Below are 16627 nucleotides of genomic sequence, written 5' to 3' on the forward strand. Positions count from 1 at the left end.
TTAGGGAGCCGCTGCGCCCGCCATTCTCAGCTCTAAGGTGGAGCCATGACGGCCTTTGTTCACGTGCAGGTGCAGGGGGATCCGCTGCTTCATCTGCTCTACATGGCTGACGAGCCCAACCATCCGTCCGCCGTCGCGCAGAGACTCAAGGGCTTCCATCACTTGCTCAAGGGAGTCCTCATCGAGACTGCCAAAACCTTCATCGACGAAGAGTGTCTCAATATCTAGGCCGCCGGATTCGTACTGGACCACATCAGAGAGGCCCAATGCCAGAGCCAAGGAAGCCATGAATGACTCCCCACCTGAAAGCGTCGCTGTGTCACGGCTCATCCCCGTCCATTGGTCTACGACCTCCAGGCCTAGTCCGGATTTCTTATTGCCTGATTTCGCATCGCTATGCCGCAACGTGTAGCGGGCGTCGCTCATGGTTGCCAAACGCGTCGAGGCAGCCTCGGCTACCTGCTCCAAGCGTGCAGCCAGAACGTAGCTTGTCAGCGTCATCTTCAAGTTGTTATCCCCCAATCCGCGGACTGTCTCTGAAAGCCCAGCCAGCATCCGGGCTTTTTCACGAAGTGGAGCAACAACTCTCTCCAGTTCCTGGAATGCGGCTGCTGTGTTCCGGAGCTGTTCCGCGGCCGAAAGTGCCAGCCCCAGGGCCAGCGCACCCTCGCGTGCCTTCGTTTGAGCATGCCGTGCCCCCTGGGCCAATTCCGCAAGGACCTCTCCGCTTGGCGCACCAATATTAGCGTCCACTTCAACCTGGGCGGCAATGATCTCAGGCATAGCCAGTCTGTCAGCGTTCACCGCCACAGCTCTGGCATGGCCCTTGATGTCCTTATCCAGGGCCGCCGCAGCGGCCGGAGTGAGCAGCGCTGCCTGGACCGCTTCGACGTCGTCAAACGCTGAGTCTGCGAGCGCTTGTTCCAGCGCATCCGCGGCATCCTCCTTGGCAGCCTCGGCTGTGGCCCGGTTGCGCACGGCGCCAAGGAGCTCCTGTCCTGGAATTTGAGCCTGCACCAACGCAGTACGGCGTTTCAACAGCGATTCGTATCCGTCACGAACGACGGCCAGGTGTTCTTGCAAAAGCGCTATTTCTTCGCCCACCGCAGCAGTGCCAGCTCCCAACGATGCAGCCTGTCCGGTTGCTGCCAGCATTTCCGTTTGAGCCTGATCTATGCGGATTTGGAGTCCTACGGCTTCTGAACTCAAGGCTGCCAGTTCCGACGCTGCCTCGGTGGCTTGGCCATGCGCAAGCGTGGCCCGCTGCACTCTGTCCTTCGTTTCTTGCAGATCACTCTCACCTCCACGTTCGGCAAGGACAACAAGACGGTTTTTGGCCTCTGCGAGCTGTGTGCCAGCCGTGACGGCAAGCCCTTCAGCCGCCTCGAAAGCACTCTTGGCGACCTTTTCAGCCCTTACCAGATCAGCGCCGGATCCGGCAAGTGGTGAGGGAGCAGGGTGGACTTTGCTGCCGCATACTTGGCATGGTTCACCATCGACGAGGTTGGCAGCCAGTTCTCCGGCGACGTGGTTGAGCCTGTCGTTGAATGCCCCCAGCCAGCGTTCCTTTGCACTCAGGGCCACTTCACGAGCGTTAGCTTCAGCCACGGCGAGCTCGGATACCTTGTGATTCTGGCGCTGGTGCTCTTCAATGGCTACAACAAGCACTTGTGCTTGCGCGGCGTCTTGGCTCGAATGCTCCATGGTTTGGGCCACCGGGCGCAACTTCTCCTGAGATTGAAGTACCTGACTCAAGCGTTTTTTGGCGGCGGAGGCAGAGCTAGCTTGCTCGTCCTGGTGTGTAAGTGCCGCAGCCAGCGCTTTTTCGCCTTTGATAAGATCTGCAGTTTTCTGTAGTAGCCGGGCTTCATCAGGTAGTGCCCCATCTACGGTTCCAAGCCGTGTGCTCAGCTCACGATCGTATCTTTCTAAGTCGGAGATCTCTGCCGCGTGCGCCGGTTGACCCAGCAAGGCACCTGCAATGTCATTTCCGTCAAAGATTGCCGTTGCAGCAGCTACTCGTCTCTGCGCTCGCTCACTCTCACTGCCCGTTCTCTTGGCTGTAGCCAGCACTGCTGCCAAGACCTGTGCTTGATGGTGTTGCTCCTGTTGGTGGCGCCATTGCAGAGCCGTTTGTCCCAGATGTTCCAGTCTTTCGCGTTCTGCAACCGCTGTGGCAAACGCCTTGTGACGGCTGCTACGACTTTCTGCTTCCGCCACGGCGTTTACCAATGATTCGGACTCAGCCTCGAATTCCTTTGCACGTTTCATGGCACGGTCAACGCCCAGAGCCAGGCCAACGCGCAGTATCTCAAATAGCTCAGACCCATGCAGCTCGTTAAATTCAACACCGCCTGAGGCCTCCGGCTCGTTCGACGTTGTGTTCTTCTCGGCGACCTGGGCAGCGTTGGCGGCCAGAACCGGCGCCGCTTGGCCGCGGGCAAGCTGCTCGGTGGCCGCCAGCTCACCCAACCCAGCAGCAACGGCCAGTTGAGCGGTCTTTGAATCGGTGGCCAAACGATTCTCTAGGTCTTTGTAAACGTCGGTGCCAAACAGTTTTTGCAGCAACACCTGCCGTTCCTCCGCGCTGGCACGCAGAAAAGCGGCAAAGTCACCCTGCGCCAACAAAACAACTTTGGTGAACTGCGCCATGTTCATGCCGAGAAGGTCTTGAATCTCAGCAGCCGATTCGTCATTGCGGGCTGATTTGACCTCCCATCCTGCGGCAGTTTTTTCACGTAACTGGGTGCTTGCCTGCTCTCGCGTTGTGCCAGTGCCGCGTTTGAGCGGGCGCATCCATTCGGGGCTGCGGCGCACCTCCAGGCGCCGACCACCAGCGCTAAACTCACACACAACTTCGGGGACAACGCCCTCGGCTGCATGATGGCTTCGCAACTGGTTCTGGGCTCCTTGCCGTGCACCGGGCACACGGCCATAAAGCGCATAGGCGATAGCGTCAAGAACGCTGGTTTTGCCGGCTCCGGTGGAACCGTTGAGAAGGAACAGTCCTTGGGCGCCCAGCTTGTCAAAATCAACAATTTCACGGCCTGCAAAGGGACCAAAGGCTTGAATTTCTAAGCGGTGGATCCTCACAATGCACTCTCCTGTTCCCGCACGCCGGCCAACGCAGCCCGCAGAATTTGCTGTTCATCATCACTGGCGCTTCGGTGGCGCACATGATCAAGGAAGCCGCAGCACAACTCCAACTCGTCAGTGGCCTGGGCAATGCGATCGCCATAGCTTTGCTGCTCGGGGTTCCGGGGCGTTTCGGGGGCAAACATCAGAACCAGTGTGTGTTCAAAGCGTGTCCGTAACCGATCCATAGCCAGTTCCGGACTGTCATTGTCCGTAAGGGTGATTTGGCAGTAATTCCCTTCGTCCTGGGAGAATGCTTCGCTGCTCAGTAGCTCATCAATCTTCCCGGACAGGATACTCAAGGCGCGTTCCGGATCCCACTGAACTTTCCGCACCTCACCGAGTCCACTGGCTGTTATCTCTAACAGCCATGCACCCTTTCTATGCCTGGCTTCGGAAAAAGAGTAGGGCAGTGGTGAGCCACTGTAGCGAACAGACTCGCTCAGTATTTGTGGCCCGTGTAGATGGCCAAGTGCCGTGTAAGTGAACGGTTCGAAGAGGTCAAGAGGGACAGCGCCCACTCCCCCAACTGACAACTCACGCTCACTGGCGGAGGAGACTCCACCGCTGGCGAATGTATGTGCCAACACAACTGAGGCCGTCCCTGGTGCACGCGTGGCCAGATCGGCGGCGATCAGCTTCACGGCTGCTTCGGTGACGCTAAAGTGCGTCCCATTTTCAACGTCAAGCTCCTCCGCCACCAGCCGAGGTTCAAGGAACGGAATCCCGTAAATTGCCACCTGAGTGGTGTTGTCTGGGCCGGCGTCATTGCCCATAAGTGGAAGTAGCACAGGTGTTGCCAGATCGCTCAGGCGCGTGCGCAAATGCACTCCTGCGCGCTCCAGCAAACGGCCACCAAAGCCGAGTCTGCTGGCGGAGTCGTGATTACCACTTGTAACAACCACTTGTACCCCTGCGGCGTTGAGCCTAGCCAGGATCTCATCAAATAAGTTCACTACGTCAACGCTGGGCAAAGCACGGTCATAGACGTCGCCGGCAACCAAAACGACGTCGACGTTTTCCGTGATGACGGTTTCCAGAAGCTGGTCGGCAAAACGCCGTTGGGCGGCAAGTGTGCCAATGCCGTGGAACGACCTGCCCAAATGCCAGTCTGAGGTGTGTAGTAGCTTCATGCCTCCACGGTATCGGAGGCCGCTGACATTCCCAGATTGGCCTGCCCGGAAGTTGCCCACGGTGAGAGTGCTGAGGGTGGGTTAGCGGCTCTTCTTTTCAACTGTGATTGTTTCAACGGCGGCAATATTCGCCAGCTTGGAACCGTAAATAACGGCAGTGAGCAACAAAGCGCATGCCAGTAGGGCCATGATGATCTGAGTATTGGGTGAGTCTAAAAAGAGCAGCCCTGCCAGTGAGATTGCAGCAGCAGCAATCCCACTGACCCACATGGACTGAACCGCTGCGCCGTGCCCAGCCTGCCACGTTTCTTCATCAACCATGGTCTTGGCCGTCCGGATACCCACGAATGGATTTCTTTTGATTTTACCTAAGGCGCAGGCATGGTTGAGCCCGGCAATCCCAAGTGAACACAGGGCAAGAAGTAGGAGGGAGAAGATCAGCATCTTTTAACAGTAGCCGTAAACGGATCTAGCCACTTCACCGAAAATTCAGCGTGCGCACCATCACCGGCAAGAAGGAGTTGGTTACTTCTTCGGTGCGTCAAAAAAGGCTTGAGCATCGCTACTTCCTGTTCCATCTCCTGTCTCGGGGGCGCTTTTGTTGCCGGCACCTGTCGCTGTTGTGGCGTCCGGCCCAACCGCTGTTGGGTTAACCGCTGTCAGGTTAGTCGGTGTCGGGATAACCGCCGGTGCCTCATAGCTGTCCAGTGCTTCCTCCGTCACCGGTGCTTCCAGAAACACCGGGGTGCCGGTTGCTGCGATGGGGGCATCGGCGTCGTCCATCAGGACATCAGTTCTCAGCGACTTCGAGGGAGCAATAGAGCGATAGATGGCGGCGGCCAATGCGGCACCAAACAGCGGTGCCAGCCAGAACAGCCACAACTGGCCCAATGCCCAGGAATCAGCCAGGAACACCACGGAAGTTGCGCGCGCCGGGTTCAGCGAACCATTGCTCAGCGGCATGGTGATCCCCACAGCTACGGCAAACGCCAAACCAACCGCAACCGGACCCAACGTTGTCTTATTCCCTGGCGAAGTGACACCCAGGATCATTGCTGTCAGCACGCCTACAGCCACGATTTCCACAATTAGCACCCCGATCATGGGCACCTGAGAGGGGGAATGCGCATCAAAACCGTTGGCCAAGGCGCCGAAAAGCTCGGCGGTTTTAGGTGTGGCCCCGGCCGGCATGACCTGCATCAGGGCCAACCAAATCGCTGATGCCAGCAACCCACCAACAGTCTGCGCCACCACGTACAAAGCCATAGCGGAGAACTTCAGCCGCCCCGCCACAGCCATACCAAGTGAAAACGCCGGGTTGAAATAGCCGTTGGAAATGTGGCCGAAGGAGATGATCGCGGCAACCATCGCTAACCCGTAGGCGAACCCAACGGTGGATCCTGTGCCTCCAGAACTAAACAGCGCCGTGCCCAATCCTGCGAACACGATGAAAAAGCTGCCGAGTCCCTCAATGGCAACACGGATACTGAGCGGGTAGGCATGCACCGGGGCCGCAGCCGTTCCAGTTGTAGTCATGGCGTGAAAAAATCCTTCGGTTGAAAAATGATGAGAACCTTTATTGCAGGCAGCGCGTCATGTGCCGCACCACTCGGGGCAGAGCAGGCTGTGAGGGCCCATGGGGCTAAACACCCAACGCCAATGCACACACTATGGCCGCAGCCAGAGCAACTATAGCGGCCGAGGCTGTGCGTAACATAAGTGCCGAAGCTCTGATGTGATCGCTGCTCTCAAGCACACCAACACCGGCGTGAAGTTTGCGGATACGGCTGACTGCGCACAAGACCAAGACCATTGTCATCAACGACGCGACCATAGTACACACGCCCAGTCCAATTACCTGGGCCGAATGACCTGTAGTAAAAAGCTCTGCCTCGTTGGCCAACAGGGAGTCATTGTTTGCTCCTGTTAATGCCCCCAACCAGCCACGCCAAATAAACACGTCGGCAATAACGGCGCTGATGACTGTCCGGCGCCACGACAGGGCCGTGCGTTCCGGCTGCAACCCGGGATCGCCAGCAGTAGGCGCAGGGCCGTCGGGGAAAGCTGCGCTCACGCTACGGCCGGATCAAAATCAGCACGGCAAAAATGATGGCGGCTATGGACACCACCACTGTCATTCCCAGCATCAGCCAGGAATGTGGCAGTTCAAGTCCTTTGCGCATGGCCAGTTCTTGGTGCGCCCAGCGTCGGTAGCTGACGATGGCAAGCACTGCACCGATCATTGCCAAAACCATACAAAGGATGATGCGGATCAGCGGAGGGGCAATCTCCGGTGCCAGTTGGTCGATAGCCACAGCACCAGCCAAAAGTGCCAAAGCGGTTCGAACCCAGGCCAAAAATGTTCGTTCGTTGGCTAGTGAAAAACGGTAGTCGGGGGTCTTCCCCGTCCTTCGCCAAGCAGGTTCGCGCATGGGTCTCCTCATCAAAACCGGGGCGATTGCCCAGAGTCAAGTCTACTCGGCCCCATGGATGTCTCCGTGAGCCGGTAAATTAGAAGGCATGACTATTCCAGCAGGCCCCGTCAGTACGCCACCGACAGATTTTGCCACCCGCGTTCAGGGCACACTCATGGGCGGCGCTCTCGGTGACGCCTTCGGCTACCTGGTTGAATTTGATTCATTGGCGGAGATTGCAGCCAAGTACGGCCCAGCTCTGCTTGTTGATCTTTCCCAGGCTCGCTCCGCTGCACATTTTTCTGATGACACCCAGATGACGTTGTACACGCTTGATGGTTTGCTGGATGTTTTGGAATGGGCCAACCAGGGCGTGGGCGCTGATATCAATGCCTGCCAGTGGCTGGCTTACCTGCGGTGGTTGAAAACCCAAGACATTGCTACGGCCGAGCATGCCCCCGCGCAGTCACCACGCTGGATAGATAGCCAAAGTGTGCTCCACCATCAGCGGCACCCGGGCAATGCTTGCATCACCGCTCTAGCAACAGGAGAGATGGGCACCACGTTCCGTCCCGTGAACCCGGAATCGAAGGGTTGCGGAACCGTCATGCGTTCGGCTCCTTACGGTTTGTTGCCTAATTTGGAGGCTGAAACCATCTACAAGATCAGCTCCGATGCGGCTTCTCTAACCCACGGCCACCCGTCTGCCCGCCAATCAGCTGGGGCTTTTAGCTGGCTTATCCACCAACTTGTCATAGGTGGACTCTCGCTGCGTGCAGCTGCCGAATCCGCTCTGGCTCGTGCCGTGGCAGAAACGGGTGCAGATCCGCACCTACTCTCCCGCTTGGAAACAGCGCTGCTGCTGTCCCTGCCCACTCATGACGCGAACGACGCCGTCATCCTGACAGGAGATGCCCTCACCGATGCACTGGGGCTGGGCTGGGTGGGCGAAGAGGCAATGGCTGTGGCCTTGTACAGCGTCCTAGTCACCTTTGCGAAGGCGCCCTCCCCTGTGGAGCATTTCTTGCTCGCCATCCGATTGGCTGCCAATCACAGCGGTGACAGCGACTCAACGGCTTCCATCGCCGGGAACATCCTGGGGGCGTTTTACGGCGAGGCCGCTTTGCCGCCTTCGTGGTTGGCGTTGTGTGAGGCCCCTCATCTCATCCGTCATCTAGGTGCTGAGTTCATCAAGCTCACCACCGGGCACTAGGTCCACTTGTCTAGTAGCTGTTCTTATGAACCGATGCTTTGCGCGGAACGCTTCTTGCGTTCTAGCCGATCATCTGTATAAATTCGCCCTCTGAGAGCACTTCAATGCCTTGACCTCTGCGCTGGAGCTCAAGTACCCGCTGAGCTTTTGAGGTGAGTCTGCCGCTGCGCAAATCAGTTGCGGTAAAACCGCTACCCACCACAAGCACAGTTGTCTTCAGCGTCACGCTGCTTGCGCATTGCGCACCGTAGCCGGCAGCCCTGATTTTCGCTTCGGGTCTGCCCAGTCCAATGTCCCCTGTGAACACCAACGTCTGCCCAAACAGCGGGTGGGAAACATCGGCTTCCGGGTTCGGCACTGGGTTGGGGCCCTCCGTTGACCAGCTGGAACGGCCATTACGGGCGGTCCCATTGGCCAGCCCCTCCTTCATCTCAGCTATTTTCGCCAATGCCGAACGCGTCGCCTTCGAGATTTGATCCGTTTGCGGGTTGTAAGCCTCGATGCGTGGCATGGCGAGTTTCATTGATTCAAAAACACCGCGAATCGAAGCCACGTCATGTTTGGCAGCAATGTCCACCATGATTCCGGCGCACGCCCGGGCATCTTCAACGGCGTCGTGGTGGTTCAGTAGCGGCACACCGGCAGCCTCGGCCACAAACGGTAGCGAATAGGACGGTAACGAATAATTTTTCCGCGACAAAATCACCGTGCACGCGTAATCAAAGGCTGGCGCGGGCATCCCAGAGACTTCCGCGGCCGAACGAATAACGCCGATGTCGAAGGCTGCGTTGTGCGCCACAAGGGCGTCGTCACCAATAAAGTGCTGTACTTCTGGGAACACCGCGGCGAAGCGAGGTGAGCTTGCTACGGCATCTGGGGTGATGCCGTGAATGCTGATATTGCGGGAGTCGAAGTGGTCGTGACCTTCCGGGGGCCGCATGAGCCAGTACCCCTCATCAACCACCACCCCACCACGAACCTTCGTCAAACCGACGGAGCAAGGCGATCCCCTAAATCCGTTGGCGGTTTCAAAATCAATTGCAGTAAAGTCCAGTGCCACCTTTCAAGGTTACTCCCCGGCTCTGACACGGAACGCATCGGGAGTGCCGCATCACACGCACCGCCCGGGAGAAACGCTACGGTGTGGCGCGCCGGAGCGTTGTAAATGCTGCCGCTGCCAACACCACCACAAAAAGGAATGCTATGGCCCCGATGGACAACGGTGTGAGGGTAATGGTCCATGCCCCCACTGCTGGCCACCAACCAGAGAGGGTGATTAATGCGATGGCACCGACAAGCAGCACGGCCAGTGAGAGGAACATAATGAGCGTTCCCGTTGCCTGCCAGCGCTTGTAGACGGTGGCTCCCCAGAACCCGAGGAGAAACAAGAACATCATCATCACAAAGTAAAAGAACCATTGGATGCCCCACGGCTGATTTGCGACCCACGAGATAGCGAACATGTATCCGTGCAGCCCCCACCCATTCGTGGCCTGTTCCACAAAACCAAGCACTACGTACAGGCCTGCAATCACGGCAGCGAGGGCTGTGAACAGTCCCACCGTCCCTAGGAAAAAGTTCCGGCGGCTCACACTCAGGCCTTGCGAGAACGGAAAACACAAGGTCAGCGATTGGATGCCTAGACCGAAGAAATACCACATAACGGCTTGACCAGCGCCGGAGTACTTAACCTCAACCGTGTTTGGTATCAGCGCCCAGATCACCACACTCAGCAGAAACGAGCTGCCAATAATGACCGCTGGAATACCCAAAAAAGTCCACTTGTTAATGAGTTGCATCCTGGCAACTCCCAATGCCCGGTTCATCACTTTGCTCCTGTCACGGTCTTGAGGTCCGTCTCTGGCCCTCCCTGAACACGGCCGCCGTGCGGACGCCCGTGCTGTGGCGGCGCGTTCATAACCCGCCCGGCCTCAAGAGTTTTTCCAATCACAATCTGCTGAAGTGACACCGCACCCAATTCCAAGCCTAATTCCTTTGCCTCACGGCGTTCATCCAGCGAGAGCGCACCATCAATGGTCAAAGAGGCGATCCCCCCAAGTGACTCCCTATGTATGACAGCGCGCCCGGCGGCAAAGGATTCAACTGCGGCACTGGCCCCGGAAACATTGACGGCGGAACCACGAATGTTCTCGGCATCGTCATCGACAAGAATGCGGCCCTTATCAATAATGATGACGTGTTCTAGAAGATTCGCCACCTCATCGATCAAGTGAGATGAGAGCACAATTGTGCGCGGGTACTGGCTGTAGTCGGCCAGCAACCGGTCGTAGAAAAGCGCCCTGGCCACGGCATCTAGACCCAAATAGGGTTCGTCAAAGAATGTCAGTTCAGCTCTGGATGCCAGGCCAATGATGATGCCCACTGCCGAAAGTTGGCCGCGTGAGAGCTTCTTGATGCGCCGCTTCAGTGGCAGTCCAAAGTCTTCTGCAAGCTGCATCGCCAGCTCGTTATTCCAGTTCCGGTAGAACAGAGCGGCGGCCCTGAAAGCATGAAGCGGTTTGAAATCATCCGGATACTTTTGTGATTCGCGGATGAAACAAATCCGGCTCAGGACTTTCTCGTTTTCGTAGGGGTGCTCACCGAAAACCGTAACCTCACCAGAGGAAGCAAAGCCTTGAGCGGTCAAAATGGACATGAGAGTCGTCTTGCCGGCACCGTTACGGCCAAGCAAACCGTAGATCTTGTCCCGCTCCAGGGTGAGGCTAACGCCGTCGAGCGCCTTAACATGGCGGTACTCCCGACACAGATCTTTCACGCTCACAATGGGATCACTCATAGCGCGCCTGCTTTCTTACTGCTTAGTTTTTCTCCACTTGCGCTCTCCGCTTCACGTATCAGCATGGCCTGCAACTGCTGTGAGTCGATGCCCAGTTTGGTGGCTTCCCTAGCTAGTGGGCGGAGAAATTGTTCGTAAAAGTCGTCCTTGCGCCGTTCAACAAGCACGGCACGCGCACCGGTGGCAACAAACATGCCGATTCCTCGTTTCTTGTAGAGAATTCCGTCGTCAACAAGCCGGTTCACGCCCTTGGCAGCGGTGGCAGGGTTGATTCTGTGGAAAGCGGCAAACTCATTGGTAGAGGGCACTTGTGCTTCTTCGGCCACGAGACCGTCCACAATGTCGTTTTCAACCATCTGAGCAATCTGCACATAGATCGGTCTACTCTCATCTATCACCAAGACACCTCCGTCAAACCGTCAATCAAGTAACTTTGCCGCCTCATTGGTTCATTACTCATGCAACTAACCATATAACCTTGGATTGACTTGTCAACCCCCAACCTCATCCTTGGGGTGGAGGGATCATTCAGGGAAGTAACGTAATCTTGAGTGCGTGATGATAACCGCTTTGAGTGCCTCTGTCCTGCCCGCTCTCATGGGACACGGGGCTGTTCCAGCCTTAGGCCTGCTGCCCGACTGGCTCGATCCCATGACCATTCTCGGCAATGAGGCCATAGGCTCATGGGTGGTAGTGATTGCCTGTGCCATCATCTTCGCCGAAACAGGCCTCTTGGTGGGTTTCTTCCTTCCCGGCGATTCATTGCTGTTCACGGCAGGTTTGCTTGTCAGCACCGGGACCATGCCCGTGAACATCTGGGCCCTGATGGCACTGCTGATTGTCTCCGGTTTTATTGGCAACCAGCTGGGTTACTTCATTGGTTATAAGGCTGGACCGGCCATCTTCAACAAGCCAGAATCACGACTCTTCAAGAAACAGCATGTTGACAGCGCACATGCCTTCTTTGAGAAGCATGGCGGCAAGGCCCTGATCCTGGCCCGTTTCGTACCTATTGTGCGCACCTTTGTGCCAGTCATTGTGGGCGTAGCTAAAATGGATATGCGCAAATTTGTGTTCTTCAACGCCATCGGTGCCGTCCTGTGGGCCGGTGGCATCACACTTCTGGGCTACATTCTAGGCAACAAGGTGCCGTGGGTACGCGATAACTTGGACATCATTTTCATTGCCATCGTGGCCGTTTCAGTAATCCCCATCGGCATCGAGTTCATCCGGGCCATGGCTAACCGCCGCAAGAAGTCAAAGCAGATCTAAGTTCTTCCGGAAAAAACTCCCTCATTAAAGTACGACGGCGACCCCCGGCTTATGTGCCTGGGGTCGCCGTCATTCTGTGCTCAACTAACGCCGCGCAACTAACGCCTGAGTGAAGCAGGAGTGCCGTGCCTGTTGAGGGTGCCTGTTGAGGGTACTTGTTGAGAGTGCCCTGCTGAGAAGGAGCTTTGCTAAGAAAGTGCCTTAATAATGTGCGGCAGCAGTGCCCGGAACGCATTTCCCCGGTGACTGATGGCATTCTTTGCCTCACCTGTGAGCTCCGCACACGATTTATCCAGACCCGTGGGAACCAGAATGGGGTCATAGCCAAAGCCACCCTCTCCTCGTGGAGTGTGGAGCAGGACCCCTTCGAGGGTCCCTTCCTCAACTAGATCCAGCGTGCCATCCGGACTTGCTAGCGCGGCTGCACACACAAACCGGGCGCCACGATGCTCTTCGCCGATGTCGGAGAGCTGGGCCAGCAGCAGGTTCAGATTTGCTGTGTCATCGCCATGCCTGCCAGCCCACCGGGCCGAGAATATGCCGGGGGCGCCGCCCAGAACGTCAACGGCCAATCCGGAATCATCGGCAATGGCTAGGACGCCGCTGAACTGTGCCACGGCGTGAGCCTTGAGCCGTGCATTTTCTGCGAAAGTGACACCCGTTTCGGCGACGTCTGGCGCGTGGATGGCTCCGGCGTCGAGCACGTGAGTATCAACGTCCAGACCCGGCACCTGGCCTCGGAGAAGTTCACGCAATTCCCGTAGCTTGCCTTGATTTTGTGTGGCCAGTACCAGTTTGGGCACGCTCATCAGCCAGCCAAGGCCTCGCGCTGGATCTGTGCGAGCTCGGTGGTTCCGATCAGGGCCAAATCTAAGAGTTGGTTTAGCTCTTCACGGTCAAAGGGGGCGGCTTCGGCCGTGCCTTGGACCTCGACGAATTTACCGGATCCGGTAACAACAACGTTCATATCAGTTTCAGCCCGAACATCCTCCACATAGGGCAGGTCCAGCATGGGAACACCATCGATGATGCCCACGGAGATGGCGGAGACGGTGTCGATCAGCGGCTGCGCGTTCTTGGCAATGAGTTTGTTTTCCTTAGCGAAGGCGATCGCATCGGCGAGTGCCACGTAAGCACCGGTGATCGCTGCGGTGCGGGTTCCGCCGTCGGCCTGGAGAACGTCGCAGTCAAGCACAATAGTGTTCTCTCCCAATGCCTTCGTGTCAATGATTGCGCGGAGCGAGCGTCCAATCAGACGTGAAATCTCGTGTGTACGGCCGCCAATTTTTCCCTTGACGGATTCGCGGGAGTTGCGGGTATTCGTGGCACGCGGAAGCATGGCATACTCCGCTGTAACCCAGCCCGTCCCCTCGCCCTTGAGCCAACGCGGCACGCCGGGAGTCAGCGATGCGGTGCAGAGCACGCGCGTGTTGCCGAATTCAATCAGGGCCGAACCTTCGGCCTGTTTGGACCAGCCACGGGTGATGGTGATGTCGCGTAGTTGGTCATTGGTGCGCCCGTCGGCGCGGATCGTTTCACTGGATGTCATGGACTAAGCCTACTGGCCGAGGGGCCACGAGCGAGCGAAGCGAGGTTGGGGAGGCCGGTAGGCGCTACTGGCCGAGGGGCCACGAGCGAGCGAAGCGAGGTTGGGGAGGCCGGTAGGCGCTACTGGCCGAGGGGCCACGAGCGAGCGAAGCGAGGTTGGGGAGGCCGGTAGGCGCTACTGGCCGAGGGGCCACGAGCGAGCGAAGCGAGGTTGGGGAGGCCGGTAGGCGCTACTGGCCGAGGGGCCACGAGCGAGCGAAGCGAGGTTGGGGAGGCGCTCACAGGGCCTAGATCGTGTAGTGCACGCCGGCTACTGCGGCTGCTACGTCTCCGGCGTAGACCTCACCGGCTTCAGCAACAACCTTGTTTGTGTCAGTCCAGACAGGAATATGGGTTAACAGCAACCGCTTTACATTGGCCCGGGCAGCAGCCTCACCTGCCCGCTTGCCGCTCAGGTGGACGTCCTTTATATGGTCATCGCGGCCCTCTTCGAACGCAGCCTCGCACAGGAACAAATGTGCGTTTTTTGCCGCATCTTCCAGACCTTGGCAGCTGTCAGTGTCCCCTGAGTAAGTCAACACTGTTGTCCGGTCAAGACCAGTACCGTCATATTCCTTCACCTCAACCCGGAGCGCGTACGCCTCCGGAACAGGATGGTTGACAGCATAAGGGGTTACCGTAAAAGGTCCCACTGTAACGGGGCTGCGCTCCTGCCAGTTACGGAAATCAAACTCTTCGCGCATGCCAGGATCGAGTTCAAGACCGTAGGCGGTTGCCAACCGATCGGCAGTCTCGGCGGGGCCCCAGACAGGAATCCTGCCCCTGTGCCAGCCATGGGGATTCCACCGCACGGCCACATGCAGTCCGCACAAATCCATGCAGTGGTCAGGATGCAAATGGCTAAGGAAAATTGCGTCTATGTCTTCTAGATCCATGTATTTTTGTGCTGCACCGAGAGCGCCGCTACCCAAATCCATGAGCACCCGCCAAGGCCGAACGCCGTCGTGCGCTGTCAATAAGTAACATGACGCGGGCGATGAGGGGCCTGGAAAAGACCCGCTGCATCCAACAATCGTCAACTTCATGTTCGCTCCCCCGTGCCATTTCCCGGAGATGCCAGTCTGCCCATCGAATCGGCCAAAACAAAATTGGAGACGCGGCCGGTACCAGGCCCTGGTGTAGTTTCTCTTGCAGCGGCTAGCATGTCGTCCGTGATGCGGGCCAGTGATCCGGTTGGATAGTGAGCCGAGACATGATTAACCTGCTCAACCCCGTGCACCTCGGGTCCCAAGAATCGCCTAGCCAACACACCGAAACTTGCAGCATCTCCGGTGCATAAAAATTGATGGGTGGGGGCTGCCGGTGATAACCGCTCAAGGTCATGATTGACCAGTGCCCGGTACACGTCTTTGGCCGTTTCCTCGGCACTTGAAACAAGTGTGACGGAATCACCCATGACATATGAAATAACACCCGTCAACAGCGGGTAGTGAGTGCAGCCAAGCACAAGCGTGTCAACCGAAGCGGCTTTCAGGGGCGCCAAATACTGCACTGCCGTGGACAGCAGTTCTGCTCCTGAGGTGACTCCTGACTCCACGAACCGAACAAAGTCCGGGCATGCAACGGAGGTGATATCCAGATTTGGGGCGGCCGCGAAGGTATCTTCATAAGCCCGGGAGCCCACTGTTGCAACAGTGCCAATCACGCCGATCTTCGCTGTCCGGGTGGCCGCAACAGCGCGCCTGACAGCCGGCTGGATCACCTCGATAACAGGAATTCCATAGCGGGCCGTGTAGCGCTCACGGGCGTCACGAAGAACTGCCGCAGAGGCTGAGTTGCAGGCAATGACAAGCAGCTTCACCCCTGAACCCACAAGTTCATCCATGACACCCAACGCATTGGCGCGGACCTCGGCGATGGGAAGTGGACCGTAGGGACCGTTCGCCGTATCGCCAACATAGAGGATCGATTCGTTGGGCAGCTGGTCAATAACCGCGCGGGCGACCGTCAACCCGCCTACGCCGGAATCAAAAATTCCGATCGGCCTCTCAGCGGCAGCATTCTGATGCGCACCGGCACGCGTTGCCGACGCAGGGGCTGAACTTCCTGATTTTTCGCTCATGATCGTTTCAACAATAGTTTGTTACCCCGTCCATCTGCCCCGTTTGCGCCCAAGAACACACTTTGCGCCCAAGTTCTTTGAGTTCTTTGAGTTCTCTAACTTTGACTCACTTTTGGCGTTGCAGCGCCATCAACATGGCTTGAACAAGGCTCTCCTGCAGCCAGGACACAAAGTTGTAAACAAGGCTGAGGTAACTTTCAACGTCGTCCGCGTCAGCCCAGTCCTGGACTTCATGCACCCTCTCAGCGTCCTGTTCATCCCTGATGTCCAACCGCTCGGCCAGAACCAATCGGACATCATTCAAGGCCATGGCCCACAGTTTCGCAGCTTCCTCATTCAGAAGCAGCTTCTCGCTGTCCAAACCCAGTGCGGCTGCCCGCAAGGCACCTATTTTTGTTTCTCGTAGCGAGCGTTCGGTGAGCTGGCGGAACTCAAGGGCACCCTCGTCGTCGTCCATTACCGCGTTGGGAAGCAGACGCAATAGTGCCGGATCCGCCGGAACTCCAACATCCATGTCCAGCCCGATCAGAGCCGCCAGCGGGTCCTCATGGGCAGGGGTCGCAGGTTCAAGCATGGTGATGATATCTGCGAAAAGTTTGCGTAGAAGCTCACGCTCAGCAGGCTCAAGGAAGCCGGTGATGCCGCGGCGCCCGGCAGTGAAGGCTTTAGCCACGGGGGCCGCCCTTCTGGACGGTGGCCCACAAACCAAATCCGTGCATCGCCACAGCGTGCGCTTCCATTTTTTCCTTTGCTCCATGGGCCACCGCCGATTTTCCCTCGGTGTGTACCTGCAGCATTAATTCCGCTGCCTTTGCCTCTGAATAGCCAAAATAACTTTGGAAGACGTAACTGACGTAGCTCATCAAATTAACCGGGTCATTCCACACGATTAATTCCCAGGGAATATCCGGGGAGATGAGTTCGCTGGTTGAGACTTCCCGGTCTGTTTCCGGGGCTGTGCTGACACTCATGTGTCTATTCTAGTGTTGGACT

General features: G+C 57.4%; 18 protein-coding genes. 2 read left to right on the forward strand and 16 right to left on the reverse strand.

Translation table 11 applies throughout. The annotated features are described in order from the left end of the window. The 6 genes from AAFM46_RS11300 to AAFM46_RS11325 all read right to left on the reverse strand — a co-directional run bounded on the left by AAFM46_RS11300 (position 1) and on the right by AAFM46_RS11325 (position 6700). Positions 1 to 3093, reverse strand: coding sequence for an AAA family ATPase (locus AAFM46_RS11300; protein WP_343317867.1), 3093 nt, complete (start codon positions 3091 to 3093; stop codon positions 1 to 3). Beyond that, positions 3090 to 4268: an exonuclease SbcCD subunit D gene (locus AAFM46_RS11305; RefSeq protein ID WP_343317868.1), complete on the reverse strand. Its 1179-nt coding sequence runs from the start codon at positions 4266 to 4268 to the stop codon at positions 3090 to 3092. Before AAFM46_RS11305 ends, AAFM46_RS11300 begins: the two co-directional genes overlap by 4 nt. 81 nt (positions 4269 to 4349) lie before the next feature. Next, positions 4350 to 4712: an SdpI family protein gene (locus AAFM46_RS11310; protein WP_343317869.1), complete on the reverse strand. Its 363-nt coding sequence runs from the start codon at positions 4710 to 4712 to the stop codon at positions 4350 to 4352. A gap of 81 nt (positions 4713 to 4793) precedes the next feature. Next, positions 4794 to 5804 carry an aquaporin gene (locus AAFM46_RS11315; protein ID WP_343317871.1) on the reverse strand — a complete coding sequence of 337 codons (1011 nt, stop codon included), beginning with the start codon at positions 5802 to 5804 and terminating at the stop codon, positions 4794 to 4796. Between the two features lie 106 nt (positions 5805 to 5910). Beyond that, the gene (locus tag AAFM46_RS11320) at positions 5911 to 6342 is read right to left on the reverse strand and encodes a DUF202 domain-containing protein (RefSeq protein ID WP_283528128.1); all 432 of its coding nucleotides are present in this window, start codon (positions 6340 to 6342) and stop codon (positions 5911 to 5913) included. A gap of 1 nt (position 6343) precedes the next feature. Beyond that, positions 6344 to 6700, reverse strand: coding sequence for a DUF202 domain-containing protein (locus tag AAFM46_RS11325; RefSeq protein ID WP_283528130.1), 357 nt, complete (start codon positions 6698 to 6700; stop codon positions 6344 to 6346). 88 nt (positions 6701 to 6788) lie between these two features. On the opposite strand from AAFM46_RS11325, the gene AAFM46_RS11330 reads away from it, so the two are divergent. After that, positions 6789 to 7895: an ADP-ribosylglycohydrolase family protein gene (locus AAFM46_RS11330; protein WP_343317874.1), complete on the forward strand. Its 1107-nt coding sequence runs from the start codon at positions 6789 to 6791 to the stop codon at positions 7893 to 7895. 61 nt (positions 7896 to 7956) lie between these two features. On the opposite strand, the gene AAFM46_RS11335 is transcribed toward AAFM46_RS11330, so the two are convergent. The 4 genes from AAFM46_RS11335 to AAFM46_RS11350 form a co-directional block, all read right to left on the reverse strand. Next, the gene (locus AAFM46_RS11335) at positions 7957 to 8955 is read right to left on the reverse strand and encodes an exonuclease domain-containing protein (protein WP_343317875.1); all 999 of its coding nucleotides are present in this window, start codon (positions 8953 to 8955) and stop codon (positions 7957 to 7959) included. Positions 8956 to 9031: 76 nt separating this feature from the next. After that, on the reverse strand, positions 9032 to 9721 hold the full coding sequence (locus tag AAFM46_RS11340; RefSeq protein ID WP_343317876.1) for a hypothetical protein: 690 nt from the start codon (positions 9719 to 9721) through the stop codon (positions 9032 to 9034). Next, on the reverse strand, positions 9721 to 10692 hold the full coding sequence (locus AAFM46_RS11345; RefSeq protein ID WP_343317878.1) for an ABC transporter ATP-binding protein: 972 nt from the start codon (positions 10690 to 10692) through the stop codon (positions 9721 to 9723). The genes AAFM46_RS11340 and AAFM46_RS11345 overlap by 1 nt, the downstream gene beginning before the upstream one ends. After that, positions 10689 to 11090: a GntR family transcriptional regulator gene (locus tag AAFM46_RS11350; RefSeq protein WP_343317880.1), complete on the reverse strand. Its 402-nt coding sequence runs from the start codon at positions 11088 to 11090 to the stop codon at positions 10689 to 10691. The genes AAFM46_RS11345 and AAFM46_RS11350 overlap by 4 nt, the downstream gene beginning before the upstream one ends. Before the next feature lie 199 nt (positions 11091 to 11289). Between AAFM46_RS11350 and AAFM46_RS11355 the strand changes: the two genes are divergently transcribed. Beyond that, on the forward strand, positions 11290 to 11964 hold the full coding sequence (locus AAFM46_RS11355) for a VTT domain-containing protein (protein WP_283528633.1): 675 nt from the start codon (positions 11290 to 11292) through the stop codon (positions 11962 to 11964). Positions 11965 to 12152: 188 nt separating this feature from the next. Here AAFM46_RS11355 and rdgB read toward each other — a convergent pair whose 3' ends face one another. The 6 genes from rdgB to clpS all read right to left on the reverse strand — a co-directional run bounded on the left by rdgB (position 12153) and on the right by clpS (position 16605). Continuing rightward, entirely contained in the window at positions 12153 to 12773 is a 621-nt protein-coding gene (rdgB, locus tag AAFM46_RS11360; RefSeq protein WP_343317881.1) for an RdgB/HAM1 family non-canonical purine NTP pyrophosphatase, read from the reverse strand. Next, positions 12773 to 13513 (reverse strand): ribonuclease PH, encoded by a 741-nt coding sequence (gene rph / locus AAFM46_RS11365; protein ID WP_343317882.1) that lies wholly within the window; start codon positions 13511 to 13513, stop codon positions 12773 to 12775. The genes rdgB and rph overlap by 1 nt, the downstream gene beginning before the upstream one ends. Positions 13514 to 13799: 286 nt before the next feature. Continuing rightward, positions 13800 to 14597, reverse strand: a complete 798-nt coding sequence (locus AAFM46_RS11370; protein ID WP_283528147.1) for an MBL fold metallo-hydrolase — start codon at positions 14595 to 14597, stop codon at positions 13800 to 13802. Then, complete coding sequence (gene murI / locus AAFM46_RS11375; RefSeq protein ID WP_343317883.1) at positions 14594 to 15634, reverse strand: glutamate racemase; 1041 nt, start codon at positions 15632 to 15634, stop codon at positions 14594 to 14596. The genes AAFM46_RS11370 and murI overlap by 4 nt, the downstream gene beginning before the upstream one ends. Positions 15635 to 15740: 106 nt before the next feature. Continuing rightward, a complete protein-coding gene (locus tag AAFM46_RS11380; RefSeq protein WP_283528150.1) occupies positions 15741 to 16307 on the reverse strand; it encodes a DUF2017 domain-containing protein in 567 nt (188 codons plus the stop codon). After that, on the reverse strand, positions 16300 to 16605 hold the full coding sequence (gene clpS, locus AAFM46_RS11385; protein ID WP_343317884.1) for an ATP-dependent Clp protease adapter ClpS: 306 nt from the start codon (positions 16603 to 16605) through the stop codon (positions 16300 to 16302). Before clpS ends, AAFM46_RS11380 begins: the two co-directional genes overlap by 8 nt. Positions 16606 to 16627 lie beyond the last annotated feature (22 nt).

Source organism: Arthrobacter sp. TMP15 (assembly GCF_039529835.1).
Lineage (GTDB): Bacteria > Actinomycetota > Actinomycetes > Actinomycetales > Micrococcaceae > Specibacter.

Coding starts and splice junctions, on each gene's coding strand:
- murI (WP_343317883.1), bottom strand. CDS start 15,634: ATGAGCGAAAAATCAGGAAGTTCAGCCCCTGCGTCGGCAACGCGTGCC.
- AAFM46_RS11340 (WP_343317876.1), bottom strand. CDS start 9,721: ATGAACCGGGCATTGGGAGTTGCCAGGATGCAACTCATTAACAAGTGG.
- AAFM46_RS11345 (WP_343317878.1), bottom strand. CDS start 10,692: ATGAGTGATCCCATTGTGAGCGTGAAAGATCTGTGTCGGGAGTACCGC.
- AAFM46_RS11330 (WP_343317874.1), top strand. CDS start 6,789: ATGACTATTCCAGCAGGCCCCGTCAGTACGCCACCGACAGATTTTGCC.
- AAFM46_RS11355 (WP_283528633.1), top strand. CDS start 11,290: ATGGGACACGGGGCTGTTCCAGCCTTAGGCCTGCTGCCCGACTGGCTC.
- AAFM46_RS11305 (WP_343317868.1), bottom strand. CDS start 4,268: ATGAAGCTACTACACACCTCAGACTGGCATTTGGGCAGGTCGTTCCAC.
- AAFM46_RS11310 (WP_343317869.1), bottom strand. CDS start 4,712: ATGCTGATCTTCTCCCTCCTACTTCTTGCCCTGTGTTCACTTGGGATT.
- AAFM46_RS11370 (WP_283528147.1), bottom strand. CDS start 14,597: ATGAAGTTGACGATTGTTGGATGCAGCGGGTCTTTTCCAGGCCCCTCA.
- rdgB (WP_343317881.1), bottom strand. CDS start 12,773: ATGAGCGTGCCCAAACTGGTACTGGCCACACAAAATCAAGGCAAGCTA.
- AAFM46_RS11325 (WP_283528130.1), bottom strand. CDS start 6,700: ATGCGCGAACCTGCTTGGCGAAGGACGGGGAAGACCCCCGACTACCGT.
- AAFM46_RS11315 (WP_343317871.1), bottom strand. CDS start 5,804: ATGACTACAACTGGAACGGCTGCGGCCCCGGTGCATGCCTACCCGCTC.
- clpS (WP_343317884.1), bottom strand. CDS start 16,605: ATGAGTGTCAGCACAGCCCCGGAAACAGACCGGGAAGTCTCAACCAGC.
- rph (WP_343317882.1), bottom strand. CDS start 13,513: ATGACATCCAGTGAAACGATCCGCGCCGACGGGCGCACCAATGACCAA.